Annotated in this window: 14 protein-coding genes; 8 read left to right on the top strand and 6 right to left on the bottom strand. The window is 62.6% G+C overall.

From position 1 onward, the window contains the following. Positions 1-177 precede the first annotated feature (177 nt). Both OF122_RS08400 and fliP read left to right on the top strand, forming a co-directional pair. Positions 178-762, top strand: a complete 585-nt coding sequence (locus OF122_RS08400; protein WP_264227320.1) for a flagellar biosynthetic protein FliO — start codon at positions 178-180, stop codon at positions 760-762. Next, entirely contained in the window at positions 716-1,522 is an 807-nt protein-coding gene (gene fliP, locus OF122_RS08395) for a flagellar type III secretion system pore protein FliP (RefSeq protein WP_408636320.1), read from the top strand. Before OF122_RS08400 ends, fliP begins: the two co-directional genes overlap by 47 nt. Positions 1,523-1,896: 374 nt before the next feature. Here fliP and OF122_RS08390 read toward each other — a convergent pair whose 3' ends face one another. From OF122_RS08390 to OF122_RS08370, 5 genes are all read right to left on the bottom strand, one after another. After that, positions 1,897-5,250: a hypothetical protein gene (locus OF122_RS08390; RefSeq protein ID WP_264227319.1), complete on the bottom strand. Its 3,354-nt coding sequence runs from the start codon at positions 5,248-5,250 to the stop codon at positions 1,897-1,899. 85 nt (positions 5,251-5,335) lie between these two features. Then, positions 5,336-6,085: a MotE family protein gene (locus OF122_RS08385; protein ID WP_264227318.1), complete on the bottom strand. Its 750-nt coding sequence runs from the start codon at positions 6,083-6,085 to the stop codon at positions 5,336-5,338. Further along, a complete protein-coding gene (locus OF122_RS08380; protein WP_264227317.1) occupies positions 6,082-6,495 on the bottom strand; it encodes a DUF6468 domain-containing protein in 414 nt (137 codons plus the stop codon). Before OF122_RS08380 ends, OF122_RS08385 begins: the two co-directional genes overlap by 4 nt. Continuing rightward, complete coding sequence (gene fliM, locus OF122_RS08375; RefSeq protein ID WP_408636319.1) at positions 6,492-7,586, bottom strand: flagellar motor switch protein FliM; 1,095 nt, start codon at positions 7,584-7,586, stop codon at positions 6,492-6,494. Before fliM ends, OF122_RS08380 begins: the two co-directional genes overlap by 4 nt. Positions 7,587-7,595: 9 nt before the next feature. Beyond that, on the bottom strand, positions 7,596-8,084 hold the full coding sequence (locus OF122_RS08370) for a flagellar basal body-associated FliL family protein (RefSeq protein WP_264227316.1): 489 nt from the start codon (positions 8,082-8,084) through the stop codon (positions 7,596-7,598). Positions 8,085-8,363: 279 nt separating this feature from the next. Here OF122_RS08370 and flgF point away from each other — a divergent pair, with 279 nt between their 5' ends. The 5 genes from flgF (at position 8,364) to OF122_RS08345 (ending at position 13,438) form a co-directional block, all read left to right on the top strand. After that, positions 8,364-9,107, top strand: coding sequence for a flagellar basal-body rod protein FlgF (flgF, locus tag OF122_RS08365; RefSeq protein WP_264227315.1), 744 nt, complete (start codon positions 8,364-8,366; stop codon positions 9,105-9,107). A gap of 71 nt (positions 9,108-9,178) precedes the next feature. Continuing rightward, the gene (gene flgG / locus OF122_RS08360; protein ID WP_264227314.1) at positions 9,179-9,964 is read left to right on the top strand and encodes a flagellar basal-body rod protein FlgG; all 786 of its coding nucleotides are present in this window, start codon (positions 9,179-9,181) and stop codon (positions 9,962-9,964) included. Positions 9,965-9,991: 27 nt separating this feature from the next. Further along, positions 9,992-10,945, top strand: coding sequence for a flagellar basal body P-ring formation chaperone FlgA (flgA, locus tag OF122_RS08355; protein ID WP_264227313.1), 954 nt, complete (start codon positions 9,992-9,994; stop codon positions 10,943-10,945). Between the two features lie 56 nt (positions 10,946-11,001). After that, positions 11,002-11,742: a flagellar basal body L-ring protein FlgH gene (flgH, locus tag OF122_RS08350; RefSeq protein ID WP_264227312.1), complete on the top strand. Its 741-nt coding sequence runs from the start codon at positions 11,002-11,004 to the stop codon at positions 11,740-11,742. A 202-nt stretch (positions 11,743-11,944) separates the two neighbouring features. Further along, entirely contained in the window at positions 11,945-13,438 is a 1,494-nt protein-coding gene (locus tag OF122_RS08345) for a carboxypeptidase M32 (protein WP_264227311.1), read from the top strand. A gap of 47 nt (positions 13,439-13,485) precedes the next feature. On the opposite strand, the gene OF122_RS08340 is transcribed toward OF122_RS08345, so the two are convergent. After that, positions 13,486-14,472, bottom strand: coding sequence for a hypothetical protein (locus tag OF122_RS08340; RefSeq protein ID WP_264227310.1), 987 nt, complete (start codon positions 14,470-14,472; stop codon positions 13,486-13,488). A gap of 141 nt (positions 14,473-14,613) precedes the next feature. Here OF122_RS08340 and OF122_RS08335 point away from each other — a divergent pair, with 141 nt between their 5' ends. After that, entirely contained in the window at positions 14,614-16,194 is a 1,581-nt protein-coding gene (locus OF122_RS08335; protein WP_264227309.1) for an ABC-F family ATP-binding cassette domain-containing protein, read from the top strand. Positions 16,195-16,196 lie beyond the last annotated feature (2 nt).

Below are 16,196 nucleotides of genomic sequence, written 5' to 3'. Positions count from 1 at the left end.
GTTAACTGGGCAAACATTGCCTACCCTATGGTTAACGACGCGTTAACCGACCCGACATCAAGGGCCGGAAATCTCCCAATTTTGAACAAAGCTAAGCTATAGTAGGCAGCTATTGCCCATCTCCAAGCGTCCGGCTATGTGTCGCGGGACGAGTTGCCCATTTCCAGGAGCGTGCCAGTGGGATTTCTGAACAGCCTTTTTGGCGGTGAAAACGGCTATCTGACAATGATCGTGGCTCTGGCCATCGTGATCGTTTTGATCGTGCTCGCCGTGTGGCTCATCAAACTGGTAGGCGATGCCTCGGCCAGCGTTGGCCGTGGCCGCAACCGGCGCCTCATGGTCATCGATTCCATTGCCATCGACAACAAGCGCCAGGCCGTCATCGTCCGCCGCGACCAGACCGAGCATCTGATCGTCATTGGCGGCCCCAACGACCTGGTGGTCGAAAGCGGCTTTGAAGCCCCACCCGTCCAGCAGGTCCAGCGCCCGCGCCGCAGGGCCGCCGAACCCACTCCGGCCGTTGCTGCGCCCGAGCCCGCGGCCCCTGCCCGGCCAATGGGCAAATCGCTGCGCCATACGGGCCTTTTGCGCCCGGTCGAGGACAATGAACCCAAACTCGATGGGGGAAAGCCTGACAATAAGGGCCGCGCCTCCGCCGACTCAGCTACAAGCGTTGCCATGTCGGCCACCACGACCGTGGAGCCCGAACCGCTGCTTGAAGCGAGGGAAAACGATTACGAGGACACGGCAACAAGGTCCTGATACCGCACCGCGCCGGGCTCGAACGCCCCGCGCGGCACTTGTCGTTGCTCTTGGCCTCGCCGCCATCCTGCTGCTGCCCGCCACGGGAATCGCCCAGGACATCTCCATCGATTTCGGCGACGAGACCACGCTGACCGAGCGCGCGATCCAGATGATCGCGCTCATTACCATTCTGGCGCTGGCGCCCTCCATTCTCGTGATGGTGACCAGCTTTACCCGTATCGTCGTGGTACTTTCGCTGCTGCGCACCGCCATCGGGCTGCAGACCGCGCCGCCCAATTCGGTGATGATTTCGCTGGCGCTGTTTCTCACCGCCTTCATCATGGCGCCCACCCTGCAGCAAAGCTATGAGCTGGGAATAGAGCCGCTGGTGGCCGGCGAGGTCGAAATCACCGAAGCGATCGAGTTGAGCTCGGGCCCGCTGCACGAATTCATGCGCACCCATGTCCGCCCCCAGGACGTGATGCTGTTCATGGATCTGACCGAAACTCCGGCGCCGGAAAACCCCGAAGACCTCGAACTGCGCATCCTGATTCCCGCCTTCATGATCTCCGAACTCCGAAGGGCGTTCGAGATCGGCTTTCTGTTGTTCCTGCCCTTCGTGGTCATCGACATGGTCGTGGCCTCGGTGCTGATGAGCATGGGCATGATGATGCTGCCCCCGGTCATCATTTCCCTGCCGTTCAAGCTGATCTTTTTCGTGCTGGTCGACGGCTGGCACCTTGTTGCCGGATCGCTGATAAGAAGTTTCACGGGGTGAGTGCCGACCTTGCCAAAGGCAAGGTCAAATCGCTCCAGTGGAGCGATTTGAGGCACGAACGCCGGAGCATAAGCGACGGCCGGATCAGCACCGCAGCATACACCGGCCCACTATCAGCGATTGCCAACTCCACGGCCTTTGAGCCGTGCCGCTCCCACCTCTAGCTGGATTCCGGGAATAAATCCCGGAATGACAAGGGAGAGTTTGGTCGTCTTGAACGGTTCAAATGTTGTCGCAAGCGTGCCCCATCCACCGCATCCCCGGCGAACGCCGGGGGCCATCAGCACACCGTCAACGTCGATGCTGGAGGCTGCGCCCATAGACCCCGGTTTTCACGGGGAAGCGCTGGGGCAAATGGCAATTCTGCCCAACACCTACAAACTCGCCACGGCACCCGTCTCGGGCGCCGCGCGCAGCGGCGTCACAGCGTTCTGGCCGGCGTAAATCTCGCGATAGGCGTTCAGGAACGCGTTGATGGCCTGGGTATCGGCGACCTGCCGGGCAATCTCGCGGAAATTGACGCCGTTGGGATCGACATTTTCGACAACGAAGGAAAAGACCGGCCATTCGGGGGTTGTCGACATGGCCTCGGAGAACCGACTGCGCAGACGGGCCAGCCCGATCTGGTCGTTCGAGAGAACATAGCCCACCGCCGCCTTGACGACATTGGTGCGCGCCATGGGGCTGAGCGTGCCGGTGCCGAGATCGGGCGAATAAAGCGCCTCGATCATTTCAGCGGCCGCCGAATAGCGGCTGGCCTGCCACAGAGCATCGATGCGCAGCAATTCGGTGTCACGCCCCGTAAGGCTCGAGAGCAGGTCCAGCGCCAGATCGTGGCGATGAGCGTGAATGAGCGCGCTGGCTTCGAGCACGCGACGCTGGCGTTCGAGCCCCGGCGGCAATCCGGCCAGCCGGGTCTCATAGAGCACCCGCAACGCCGAATTGGGGTCACGGTTGGCGATATAGATGATGGCCAGATCGGCCGCCACCTGGGCGCGGGCAGCGCCATCGAGCCGGTTTTCGACCTGATAGAGCAGCAGTTCCGACGCCTGGGCGAGCAGATCCACTTCGATCAGCCGCTGGGCGAGATTGCGGATCATCATGTCGCCCTCGGCCCCCGGTGGGGTGAGGTGCCGATAATCGTAATAGATCGAGAGCGCCGAAACCGCGTCGAGCGCGTCGGCCCGGCCATCGAGGAACAGCCCGGAAAATTCGGTACGGGCCCGCGCCAGGAGCGGATCGAGCGCCCGGCTATCCTCAAAACCCATGGCCATTTCCCGTGTCAGAACGAACGCGTCGCGATAATCGCCATGGCGATATTGCAGGTCGGTCAGCTTGGTGACGATGTCGATTTCGAGCTGGTCGCCACGCCACAAGGTCGATTGCACAGCCAGGGTGTGGATGGCCTTTTCCACATCGAGCTGATCCATATCGTCCAGGATTTCGATGGTGTGCAGCACAGCTTCCGCCGTCGAGCCGCGCCGGTCGGCGGCAATGACCCGGCCATAGCCTTCCAGCGCGTCATCCTCGAGCCCGTTGATATGGTCGAGCCGCGCCGAAAGCAGCTGATACTGCGCAACCTGATCGGGCGTCAGAGCGGCCAGATCGACAGCCCGGATCATGTCGGCGGCCATTGTGGCGTCGCTCTGCTCCACTGCGGCGCGTATCGCCGCCATGTGGAAGCGCGCCCTGATCCAGTTGGGATAATTGTCAACGACATGATCGCCCCCGAACGCATCGAGCCGCGCGCCTGCGAAATCGCCGGCATCGACCTTGGCGATGGTCCGCCAGATCATCGCGTCGGGATCGTTGAGCATGATCTCCGCGTTGAGCAGCGCAAGCGCGTCGACATGGCGTCCGGCCAGGGCATTGGCGGCGGCAAGCGTCGCATTGAGCTCGTGTTCCAGACTGGTCTGGCGCAGATCCCGCGAAAGGACGTTGAGCACACCGATCGCCTCGAAGGCGAAATCGTTGCTCAGATAGAACTGGGCCAGATCGAGCCGGGCCCGGTCGAGCGCCCTGCCCTCGGCCAATGCGGCGCGCGCCTGATATTCGTCGCGCCGCAAGACGAAATCATCGGGGTTGGGCGTCATCATTTCATTGAGATCAAGGGCGCTGACGCTGGTTGACGCCGGAGCGTAAAGACGCTGGCCGTCATCGGTCGAAACCGTAAGCCCGGCATCGGCGGAAATCACAGCAAACCTGTCCTCGATGGAAACGCTGACCCCTTCATGGAGCGGCTTGACGACCAGCCCGTGGACCGACCGCGGCGCTTCGAAATCCACAAAGCCCAGATCGCGCACCACGCCGCGGGCCGGCGGAAACGTGGTCACCACATCGAGAATATCGCCCACATCGGGATCGCGAAGCTGATGCACATTGGCGGGCCGCTCGAGATCGGCCAGCATTTCATAAAGTCCCGAAGGCGAGCGGCGGCGCTCAAACGTTACCGGATGGGTGGCCGACAGCAGAATATCACCCAGCGAGAGAACCCAGCTTTGTCCCTCCGAAGCCAGCGTTGCCAGCCGGTTCTGGTTGAGCACCATGCGCACCACATAGGCCGCGCCCGTGCTCTCGACAGTGAGATCGCGAGCCAGACCATCGAGAATTTCACCCGACTGTTCATCGGGGCTGACCAGCCGGGCCGAGGTATCGAACAGCATCCAGACCACGTCGCCGCGACGGAACACGGCCGCGGGCGTTTCCTCGACGAACGGGAAAACGATGCGAACCGTCTGTCCCACCGTGCTGACAAAGGGCTGCACGATGTCCGGCCCGTCATGGGTCGGCTGTTCGGCCGTTTGGGCGTGTTCATCCCCCTCTGCGACAGCTTCGGGTCCGCCCAGGGTCGCGGCAATTTCGCCCAGATCGAACCCCTCGGCACTGGCTCCGGGAACGTCGATATCGAGAATGAACTCGGTGCTCGACTGCTCGTAGAACCGGACCGAAACATCCTCGGGAATGGCCATGACGATTTCGGTATCGGCCCCATGGACGATGTTGGTCACCTCGCCAAGCTGTGCGGGGCGATCGGACAGCACCTGATAAAGATCGACGCGCACCGGCCAGTCGAACCGGATCGAGGCGCTCTCTCCTTCGCGGGTGAACTCGGCCTTGGTGCCCACGTTCCAGTTAAATTCGATGCGCGAGAAGGTCGGATGCCGCCCCACCCTGATCGTGGGCTGGGGATTGTATTCGAGCACCAGTTCGGCCCGGCGGCGCTCCTCGGCGATCCGGGCAGCCTCTTCGGCGCGCTCGGCCAGCTTCGTGATGATTTCGGGCGGCAGCGCCGGGGGCAATCCGACCCAGTCGGTGGGCAGAAGGTCGATATAGAGCTGCTCGCCGGCGGCAATGGTGTTGATCTGGAACTGCTCGCGCATCCCCATGCGGATGCCGGTGCGATCGGGATCGAACCGGGCGACGGCAAGATACTCGCCAAGAATGGTGCCGATATCGGGCAGAAACCCATCCATGGGCGTGCCGGGAACCGCGATGACCAGTACGCCGTTGTCGCTGGTTACCGTATGTTCGGGCAGCTTCATGCGGTCGGGAAAGGTCAGGATCAGCCGGCCGTAATTTTCATGCCGCTGAGCTTCGAAAATAATGTTTTCCTGGGCCAGTGCGGGCGCAATACCCGCCAGCAACGCAAAAAACGCCAGCAAGATGGCTCTTGCAGCGTCCCCATACCCATAAACCTGGCGTCCACGTTTTCTTGTGGTCGAAAGCATTCTGCCTGCCGCCCTTATTCAAGGGCACACTAGGCAGCAGCGCTTAAGATGGGATTACCACGCACGGCAAAAGCCGCGCGATCGGCTATTGGCCAACGATCTGGGGCAAATTGGCGAACTCCTGCGCCGGAGGTTCGGCGGGGCCGGTCGGCCCGGTCTGGGCAAGAAGAACGGTGAGTTGCTGCGCCTTGGCGGGGATCATCTTGGCCATGATCGGCCCCAGCTTGCGCGGGTTCATGGCCTGCCCCACTTTCACCAGCACGCCTTCGTCGAGATCATTAAAGATCGTGGCGGCATCACCCGCCCGCATGTTTTCATACATGGCGACGATGGCCGCGAACTGTTCGGCCTCCGCATTTTGCTGGGCGTCGACCAGCGCGTTGATCTGGGCTTCCATGGCGCTGAGCTCGCTCATGCGCTCCTCGATCCGCAACTCGGCGGCCTCGACCACCGCCAGCCGGGTCTGAAGCTCAGTGGCAAAGCTCTCGAGCTCGACGCGGCGTTCGGCAAGCCGCTGCAGGATGAGGGCCTCGGTCGAACCGGGCTCGGCGTCCCCGGCCGCGGCAAGTTCGGCGTCCTCGGTGGGGAAATTGTCAAAAAGCGCCGCCGCGGCTGCATCGGCCGCCGACATTTCGACTTCCGGCTCCTGATCGGCTTCCGGCGCGGCTTCGGGTTCAGCCACGGTTTCCTCGGTGACCTGGCCACCGCCAGCCGCCTGCGCAGCACTGACCCCGCCGAGCAAATAGCCCTGTCCGGAAACGATGCCGAACGTCTTGAGCATCAGCAAGGCCGATGCCGCGACAACGACGACGGGCAGAAGACGAACCTGGTTCACGCAGCGTGCTCCCGGCGCTTCTGGTGGTCCTTGAGTGTCCTGAGCGCGCTGCCGGCCCGGCTACCCTCCCCACCATCGCCCGGCGTACGCGCTGCCTGGGTGATCTTGGCGATACGATCCATGACGGCCTGGCCGGCATTGACGTGGTTGGCCAGTTCGATGGCGAAGCGCTCGGCCTCGTTGAGCCGGGTGTTGAGCTTTTCGTCGGCCTCGACGGCGGTTTCCCGCAGCCCCTTGATGGCACCGTTCGCCATGGTCGTGGCCTGCACAAGATCGGCAATCATCTGCTGGAGCGCGGCGCGGTCGGCCTGCAGATTGCGGATTCGGCTGTTGAGGACAATGCAGTAACCGATTGTCGTTGCGAGAAGAACGGCAACGGCAAGCTCAATCATCAATCCAAGAGGCATCATTTGCCCTCCGCCTTTTCTTCCATCGCTTCGAAGGCCGCCATCGTTACCTTTGGCGGGTTGAGCGGTCGGGTGACCCGGACCGAAACATTTTTGCCGATATGGCCCATCACCGCCCGCGTCAGGTCCACATCGCCGCACCGCAGCGTAATGGGGTCCGACGGGGTCATGTCGAACATGATCGTATCCCCCTCGGCCAGATTGAGAGCCTTGGACAAGGGCAGCTGCAATTCATGCAGCACGGCGGAAATTTCGGTATCGGCGGCGTAAATCTCGGTGGCCAGATGGCCCTCCCAGATCGGATCGCGCCCGAATTTTTCGCCCATATACATCTGGAGCAATTGCTCGCGGATCGGCTCGATCGTGGCATAGGGCAGCATGATTTCGATCTTGCCGCCGCGATCGTCCATATCGATGCGCAACTCGACAAGGATCGCCGCGTTGCCCGGCCGCGAGATGGCGGCAAAGCGCGGATTGGTCTCCATGCGGTCGAGCTTGAAATTGACCGGCGCCAGCGGCTCGAATGCCTTGTGCATGTCGTCGAGAATGTGCTCGATCATCCGGCGGGCCAGCGCCAGTTCGATTGTCGTATAAGGCCGCCCCTCGACGCGAATGACACTCGATCCGCGCCGTCCGCCCAACAGCACGTCGATCATCGAATAGATCAGCGCGCTATCGACGGTCAGAAGCCCGAAATTGTCCCACTCCTCGGCCTTGATGACCGAGAGGATGGCCGGCAGCGGGATCGAATTGAGATAATCCCCGAACCGCACCGAACTGATCGATTCAAGGGTAACCTCGACATTGTCGGAGGTGAAATTGCGCAGGGTTGTCGTCGTCAGCCGCACCAGCCGGTCAAACGCGATTTCCAGCATCGGCAGGCGTTCGTAGGAAACCAGCGCCGAGTTGATGAGCGCCCGGACACCTGTCAGCTCGACGCTGGATGCGGCGCTGGAATCGAATCCCAGAAGCGAATCGATCTCGTCCTGATTGAGAACGCGCCCCTCAGTATCGGTGGCCCCCGCTTCCGCTTCGAGCATGGCTGCCCAGTCGTCCCCGAGCGCCCCATCCGATTTTCCCGTCTCGTTGGCCATGATCGCCCGCTATTGAACCAGGATTTCCTTGAACAGAATATTGTCCACGCTCGCCGGATAGACAGCGAGGTTGACGCGCCGCAGCAGCTCTTCCTTGAGACGGTAGAGCCCCGCCGAACCTTCGAGATCGGATGGACGCAACTCGCGCAGATAGACCTGGAAGGTGTCGAGCACCCGCGGCATGCGCGGCTCGATCACTTCGATCATCGTCTCGTCGCGCACTTCGAGCGCGATGCGCAGCCGCAGGAATTCGGCTCCGCCGCCGGAATTGTTGAGATTGACCGCAATGTCGGGCAGATCGTAAAACGCCGTTTCCGCAGCAACCTCGACTTCAGCGCCATGGTCGGCACCGCCGCCCGACTGGGTCAGAAACCATGCGCCGGCCGCTGCAACCAGCAGCAGCACGGCAGCGCCACCACCGATCAGCACCAGCTTGGGCATCCCCTTCTTGGCAGGGCCCGATGTGGCGTTAACGTCTGTTTCGGTCACATCACTCATGCCAGCTTCCGAATCCCCCGGTTTTCAGCGCTTTTTCCTTGCCCACAGCTAATCCAGACAGGGTTAACGAAAGGTTACGATTTACCTAAGGGCGGCAAGTATTGCCGGGTAGATTTTTCCCCATCGGCAAACCCTAACCGGGAAGCCGATAACACCCCGCCAAGCTAATACATTGTTTTATAACAATTTATGGAGTTGGCACGCTCCCTGCATTGTCATCTGCGAGACGCTCGGCCTGGGGAGGCAGGGTTCTCAAAAGGTGTTAACGGGGAAACGCGCATGATCGAGAACGCGCAACTGATCGGACTGTCGCGCCAGATGGCGCTCCAGCGGCAGATGGATGTGGTGGCCAACAATCTGGCCAACATCAACTCGACCGGCTTCAAGGCCGAGGCGATCCTGTTCGAGGAATACGTGATGCCGGTCGCCTCCGACCGCAGCTTCCCGAGCGGCAGCCAGCAGCTTTCCTACGTCCAGGACTGGGCGACCATGCACGATCTGGCCGCAGGCAGCATGACCCAGACCGGCAACCCGCTCGACGTCGCGTTGTCCGGCGAGGGCTTCTTGAGCGTCGCGGCCCCCGAGGGCACGCGCTACAGCCGCAACGGCGCCCTCGAGATTGCGTCCGACGGCACGCTGGTCACCCAGAACGGCTTTCCGGTGCTTTCCGATGGCGGCAACCCCATCGTCTTTGGCGCCGACGAAACAGATATCGCCATTACCGCCGAGGGCGAGATCACCTCGAGCGCCGGCAACAAGGGCAAGCTCGCAATCGTCGAATTCGAGAACCCGCAGGCGCTGACCCGTACCGGCGACACGATGTTTGCCGGCGGCACGCCGCTGCCCGTTTCGACGACCCGTGTGGTTCAGGGCGCTCTCGAGCGCTCCAACGTCTCGGGCGTGGGCGAAATGACCGAAATGATCCGGGTGACGCGGGCCTATTCCTCGCTCGCCGACCTCATGAACAAGCAAGACGAATTGCGCCGCAGCGCCATCCAGCGCCTTGGCGACACTCAGGCCTAACGAGGGCTTCCAGAAAAAGTGGACACCACTTTTTCGGTTCGGAAGCGCGACCACTAAAAGGAGCAAGACGGATGAAAGCCCTCTACATCGCATCGACCGGCATGGCCGCCCAGGAGCGCAATGTCGAAGTCATCTCCAACAACATCGCCAACATGCGCACCACCGGCTTCAAGCGCCAGCGCGCCGAATTCCAGGATCTGCTCTACCAGTCCTATCGCCGGGCCGGCGCATCGACTTCGGAAGCTGGAACGCAGGTTCCGGTCGGCATCGAAATCGGCTCGGGCGTCCGCGTTTCGGCCACCGCCCGCATCATGAGCCAGGGCAATGTGGCGCCGACCGAAAAGGAAAACGACGTCGCCATCCGTGGCGAGGGCTATTTCATCGTCAACCTGCCCGACGGGCGCACCGCCTATACCCGCGACGGCACCTTCGAGCGCGATTCCGCGGGCATGCTGGTGACCGTGGACGGCTATGAGGTCGAGCCCGGCATCATCATTCCGGCCGATGCCACATCGGTCTCGATCAGCCGCGACGGGATTGTCGAAGGGTTCTTCAACGGCGGCACCGAACCCGTCCAGCTCGGCCAGTTCCAGATGGCACGCTTTGTCAACAAGGCGGGCCTGGAATCGATGGGCGACAATTTGTTTCTCGAAACCGCCGCATCGGGCGAAGCCCAGATCGGCGTGCCCGATGCCGACGGCATGGGCAGCCTGCTTCAGGGGTATCTCGAAAGCGCCAACGTGAACGCGGTGACCGAGATGGCCGATCTGATCTCGGCCCAGCGCGCCTACGAAATGAACGCCCGCGTGATTTCCGGCGCCGACCAGATGCTCCAGGCCACGGCCCAGCTTCGCTAGCACTTCTAAAAAAAGGGGGTACCGACGATGATCGTTTCGCTTCTCAAACGCACAGGATTTGCAATCGCCGTTTGCGCGCTTGCCGGCGCGGCGCAGGCCGAGCCCATGCTGCGCGGCGACGTGACCGTCAACGCCGCCATCGTAACGGTGGGTGACCTGTTCGAGGACGCGGGCCTCATTGCCGAAACGGCAGTGTTCCGCGCGCCCGCTCCCGGCACCTCGGGCGTTCTCTCGCTCGAGGACATTGCCGCCGCGGTCAAGGCAGCCGGCATCGAAAGTTTCGAGCCAGGCGGCTACGATCGCATCCGTGTTGCCCGCGTCGGCATCGATGTCGGCCAGGACCTGCTTTCCGATTTGATTGCGGACGATCTGCGCGCACGGGGCATCCTGACCGCCGATATGGAAATGGACATCGCGCTCGATGCGCCGCTGCCGGCCATGATCGCCGCCGATACCGACACGCCCGCATCGCTGACCATCCTGCGCTATATGCCCGGCTCATCGAGCTTTTCGGCCCGCTTCCAGGTTTCTGGTATCGACCGCCCGCTCGACGTTTCCGGCCAGATTCAGCTCATGATCGCCGCACCCCATCTCACCCGCACCCTGCCGCAGGGCACCATTCTGGGTCCCAACGACATCGAAATGCGCATGATCCCCCTGGCCTACGCCGAATCCACCGGCCTGGTGGCAATGGAGGAGATCATGGGCATGGCGCTGCAGCGCCAGACACGCGAAGGCGTCATGCTCAAGCCCTCCGACATCGCCGCGCCCGAAATCATCTCGCGCAACGACTCGGTGACCGTCGTCTTCCAGCAAGGCGCCCTCACCCTCACCACAACGGGCAAGGCGCTCAACTCCGCCAGCCTGAGCCAGCCGGTTTCCGTGCTCAACACCATGACCAACAAGGTTCTGCAGGGCATCGCCACGCAGAACGGAACTGTCACAGTCTATTCAGGCCCCCAGCAACTCGCCGGGCTCTGATCTTTCGACCCGTCGCCCTTGGGGAAGGGCGACGTTCACGCAACGGGGAAATTGAAATGAATGCACTTCTCAAACTCGCAACGGGCCTGCTGCTCGTTTCCACGCTCGGCGCCTGCGCCACCACAGACCGATTGGCCAATGTCGGTCAGGCTCCGGCCTTAACGCCCATCGTCGATCCCACGGTGACCGCCGGCTATCGTCCGGTGACCATGCCCATGCCCGCCGCCGAACCGGCCAGCTACCAGCCCAATTCGCTGTTTTCCTCCGATGCGCGCGGCTTTTTCAAGGACCAGCGCGCCGCAAAGATCGGCGACATCCTCACCGTCATCGTCACCATCGATGACCGCGCCCAGATCGGCAACACGACCTCCGCCACGCGCTCCTCGTCCAACACCACCGGGCTGAACGGCGCATTGGGATCGATCTTTAATTCGGTGGCCCCGGCGGACGTTTCCGCCGATGCGGCGCTGGGCACGACCTCGGGCATTTCCAACGCCGGCAACGGCTCGGTCAACCGCTCGGAACGCGTGACCACCCAGGTCGCTGCCGTGGTGACGCAGGTGCTGCCCAACGGCAATCTGGTCATCGAAGGCCGTCAGGAAGTCCGGGTCAATTTCGAGGTTCGCGACCTGATCGTCGCCGGCATCGTGCGCCCCGAAGACATCGGATCGGATAACACGATCTCGTCCACCAAGATCGCCGAGGCGCGCATCGCTTACGGTGGCCGCGGCCAGATCACCGACGTCCAGCAGCCCCGCTACGGCCAGCAGATTCTCGACGCTATCCTGCCGTTCTAGACGGCCTCCAGTCCCCAACCGGCCTCCAGTCCCCAACCGGCCGCCGTTCCCCAACTTTGCGGCAGCCGGTTAACCGGCCCGTCTTCCCCGTCGGGCCGGATTCAAAAGGGGTGCGCCCTCCCCGGCGCGCCCCTTTTCCTTTTCTTCGCCACCGAGCGCAGCTACAAAGCCGCCGGCAAATATCTTTCCTCCGGAGCCTCCCATGTCCTACGCCGATCTCGAAACCCTTGGCAAAAAACTCGAATCCATCGAGCACGCCATCGCCATCCTCTCCGCTGACGAGGCGACCAACATGCCGGTTGGCGGAGGCGAGAAGCGCGCGGAGTCGGTGTCTTTCCTCTATGGGTTGCGCCACGAGACCGCCACGGCGCCCGAGATTGGCGACTGGATCGCCAAGGCCGAATCCGAAGACCTGTCGGATGACCAGAAGCTCGCGGTGCGCGAGTTCAAGCGCGTCTATACCAACGCCACCTGCCTGCCCGCCGATTTCGTGGTGCGCAAGTCGCAGGCCGAAATTCGCTCCGAACAGCTCTGGCGGGACCTGCGGGCCAAGAATGACTGGGCAAACTTCGCCCCGGCGCTCGAGGGCGTGGTGGCGCTGGCCCGTGAGGAGGCGCAGATGCGCGCCGAGGTGCTGGGCCTAAAGCCCTATGACGCGCTGATGGAACAGTTCGACCCCGGCAACCGCGTGGCCGACGTGGCTCCAGTGCTCGAAAAGCTCAAATCCTTCCTTGTCGATTTCGTGCCCGAAGCGCTCGACGCCCAGGAACAGCGTTACGCCAGGCGTCCGGCAAAATCGGTCGAAGGCCCCTTCCCGATTGAAAAGCAGCGTGAGCTGGGTCTGTCCATGATGCAGGCTCTCGGGTTCGATTTCACCCATGGCCGGCTCGATGTGTCCCATCACCCGTTCTGCGGCGGCGTGCCCACCGATGTGCGCATGACCACGCGCTACAAGACCGAAGAATTTCTCACCGCCCTGATGGGCGTTCTGCACGAAACCGGCCACGCGCTGTACGAGCAGGGTCTGCCCAAGGATCTTTCGCACATGGCGGTCGGCCAGGCGCGCGGCATGGCCATGCATGAAAGCCAGTCGCTGTTCGTCGAACAGCAACTGGCCCATGCTCCGCAATTCTGGCAGTGGGCCATGCCCATCGTGTCCCAGCATCTCGGTGAAAATGCGCTCAAGGGCTGGGAGATCGAGGACGTTGTGGCCGAGGTCAACAAGGTCGAGCGCGGCTATATCCGCGTCGATGCGGACGAGGTGACCTATCCGCTCCACATCATCGCGCGCTTCGAGCTGGAACAGGCGCTGATCGGTGGCGATCTCGAAGTGGTTGATCTACCTGAGGCCTGGGACGCGAAGATGACCCAGTATCTGGGACTGTCCACCATCGATAACCCAAAGGACGGCCCCATGCAGGACGTTCATTGGCCCGCCGGTGCCTTCGGTTACTTCCCCAGCTATACGCTGGGCGCCATGCTGGCCGCGCAACAGTGGCAGGCCATCGAAAAGGCCCGCCCCAACGTGCTCGATGAAATCGCAAAGGGCGACTTTTCCGGCGTCAATCAATGGCGAAGCGACAATATCTGGTCGCAGGGCTCGCGCTATTCGACCCCCGACCTCATCAAGCGCGCCACCGGCTCGACGCTCGACCCCGACATCTTCATCGCGCATCTGAAAAAGCGGTATGGGTAGCAGCGTCCAGGCGCTGTACGCCCTACTCTCAGTCCGGCGATCTGTGCCTAAAACGGAACGCTCGCGCCGAGGCTGACGCCGGCATGCCCCGCCACCGACCACGCCCAGAGCGGTCCGGTTTGCGGGCCGCCGGCGCTGCCGAAAGTCACCCCGCCAAGCCCGAGCTGCCCGCCGGCGAAGACGCTGGCCGAAAGCGAAGCGCCCTGCTCGGTTTCATAGCGATAAGCTGCCTCGGCCAGCCCGCCCACGGTGGCCAGGTTGTAAAAAACATTCGGCACTGGCCCCAAGTCGTAGCCCGATGCAGGAGCCGGTTTCCAGACACGCAGATAATGGCTGTCGGTGACACCGAGATAGCCGCCATTGATCTCGAACCGCAGGTCGATGGTCTCGGCCTCCGAGATCTCGTTTTCAAGCCACACGCCCAGCCCGGCTGAAGCCGAAAACATGTCGTGCCCGATCACCGTGACGCTGGACGCGATCGGGCCGCTGGGACAGGCGGCCCCGCAGCGCAACCCGTTCACGTCATAGCGCTGCAGCCCGAAACCACCGGTCACATAGGGGCGCACGACCATGTCATTCCAGATCAGCGTTCCGTCGGTGGGCAATCCGTAGCGCAAGCTGACATCGCCGCCATTGCCGAGCGCCAGATCGCTGAAGGTTTCCGAATAAAGCGCCTGCCCGACTTCATAGTCGCGATCCCCGAACGTGCCGCCCGCCGCGATGGGAAACCCGGCGATCAGATCGAACCAGCCCTCTCCGCCGCGTCCCGAAACGACGAACTCGATATCGGCCTGATAGAGCGGTTCATAGCTCAGGATCGAGGTGGGATCGCCATAGCTTGCCATTCCCGGTCCGCCCGGCGGAGTGAGATGGGAGGCGTCGTGATTGAGCGAGAGATACCCGGCGCTCAGCCGCACGTTCGAGCCGACCGAAATGTCCATGGCGGATGCCCCGGTGGCAAGAGCCGCCGCAAGCGCAATCGTGGTGGTCGTGAGAAATGCTTTCGGGCCCATGTCAGCAGAAAGCGTCAGCATGGCTTTCCTGTCAACCTGCGCGGCTTGACTTGTGGTGTTTAGCGATTAATTTGGCGCCGAACTGCAACACCTACAGGACGTGTGCCCAAATGGATTTTCTTCCGACAGCAAACCGCAATTGCCTCGGAACGGAATCCATCTATGCCCGCACACATCACGCTATCGCGCTTAAGCTTTTCAACGCCTGACGGCACGCAGCTTTTCTCCGATCTCGATCTCGCCTTCTCCCGCCAGCGCTCCGGCCTTGTGGGCCGCAACGGTGTGGGCAAATCGACGATCCTGCGGCTGATCACCGGCGCGCTGGTCCCGCAATCGGGCAGCGTCACCATCGATGGCACCATCGGGTTTCTGCGCCAGTCGCTTAAGGCCGGCCCGGGCGAAACCATTGCCGATCTGTTCGGCGCCACCGGCCAGATCGACATTCTCGCCCGCGCCGCAGCCGGGACGGCAAGCGCGGACGAATTGGCCGATGCCGACTGGACGATCGAAGCCCGGCTCGAAGAAGCGCTCGCCCGCTTTTCCCTGCCCGCAACCGCCGAAACGCCGCTTGAAACTCTCTCGGGCGGCCAGCGCACCCGCGCCATGCTGGCCGCGCTGGTGTTCGCCGATCCCGATTTCCTGCTGCTCGACGAACCCACCAACAATCTCGACAGAGATGGGCGCAACGCGGTGATCGACCTTCTGGCCAATTGGCGCGGCGGAGCGGTGGTGGTCAGCCATGACCGCGAACTGCTCGAAACCATGGACGCCATTGTGGAACTGACCAGCCTTGGTGCCACGACCTATGGCGGCAATTACAGCCTCTATCGTGAGCGCAAATCCATCGAACTGGCGGCCGCAGAGCATGATCTGGCCAGTGCCGAAAGGCGCGCGGCACACGTCGAGAAGAAGGCCCAGCAGACCCGCGAACGCCAGCAGAAATCAGACGCGTCGGGCAAGCGCAGGCGCGCAAAGGGCGATCTGCCGAAAATCCTGCTCAATGGCAGGAAGAACGCCGCCGAAAACTCGGCGGGCGAAAACGCCCGGCTTGCCAGCCGCTTACGGCAACAGGCGGAATCGGATGCTCAAGCGGCCCGCGACAAAATCGAAGTGCTCCAGCACGTTACCATCGCATTGCCCCCGACCGGCCTGCCCGCCGGCAGGACGGTGCTGACACTTGATGCCCTCACGGCGGGATACGATCGGGATGCCCCTATCCTCAAGGATTTCTCCCTTGCCATAACCGGTCCTGAAAGAATTGCCCTGACCGGTCCGAACGGCTCGGGCAAAACCACCCTGCTCCGCCTCGTGGCCGGCGGTCTCGAACCATTCGCGGGCACTGTCAGTATGCATGTGCCATACGCCCTGCTCGACCAGCAGGTCTCCATCCTCGACCCGCAAAAGACCGTGCGCGAGAATTTCCTGGCTCTCAATCCGGCTTCTGACGAAAACGCCTGCCGCTCGGCTCTGGCCCGGTTCAAGTTTCGCGCCGATGCCGCGCTGAAAATGACCGGCTCGCTCTCCGGGGGCGAAACCCTGCGAGCCGGGCTGGCCTGCGTTCTGGGCACCGACACCCCGCCGCAACTGCTGATCCTGGACGAACCCACCAATCACCTCGACCTCGATTCCATCGAGGCAGTGGAGGCAGGACTTCGTGGCTATGACGGCGCCTTGCTGGCGGTCAGCCACGACCGTCCGTTCCTTGACGCCATCGGCATCACGCGGGAGATCTCACTGGCGTAAAC

This window comes from Pelagibacterium flavum (assembly GCF_025854335.1).
GTDB lineage: Bacteria > Pseudomonadota > Alphaproteobacteria > Rhizobiales > Devosiaceae > Pelagibacterium > Pelagibacterium flavum.
This window is presented reverse-complemented; position numbering and strand designations above follow the sequence as displayed.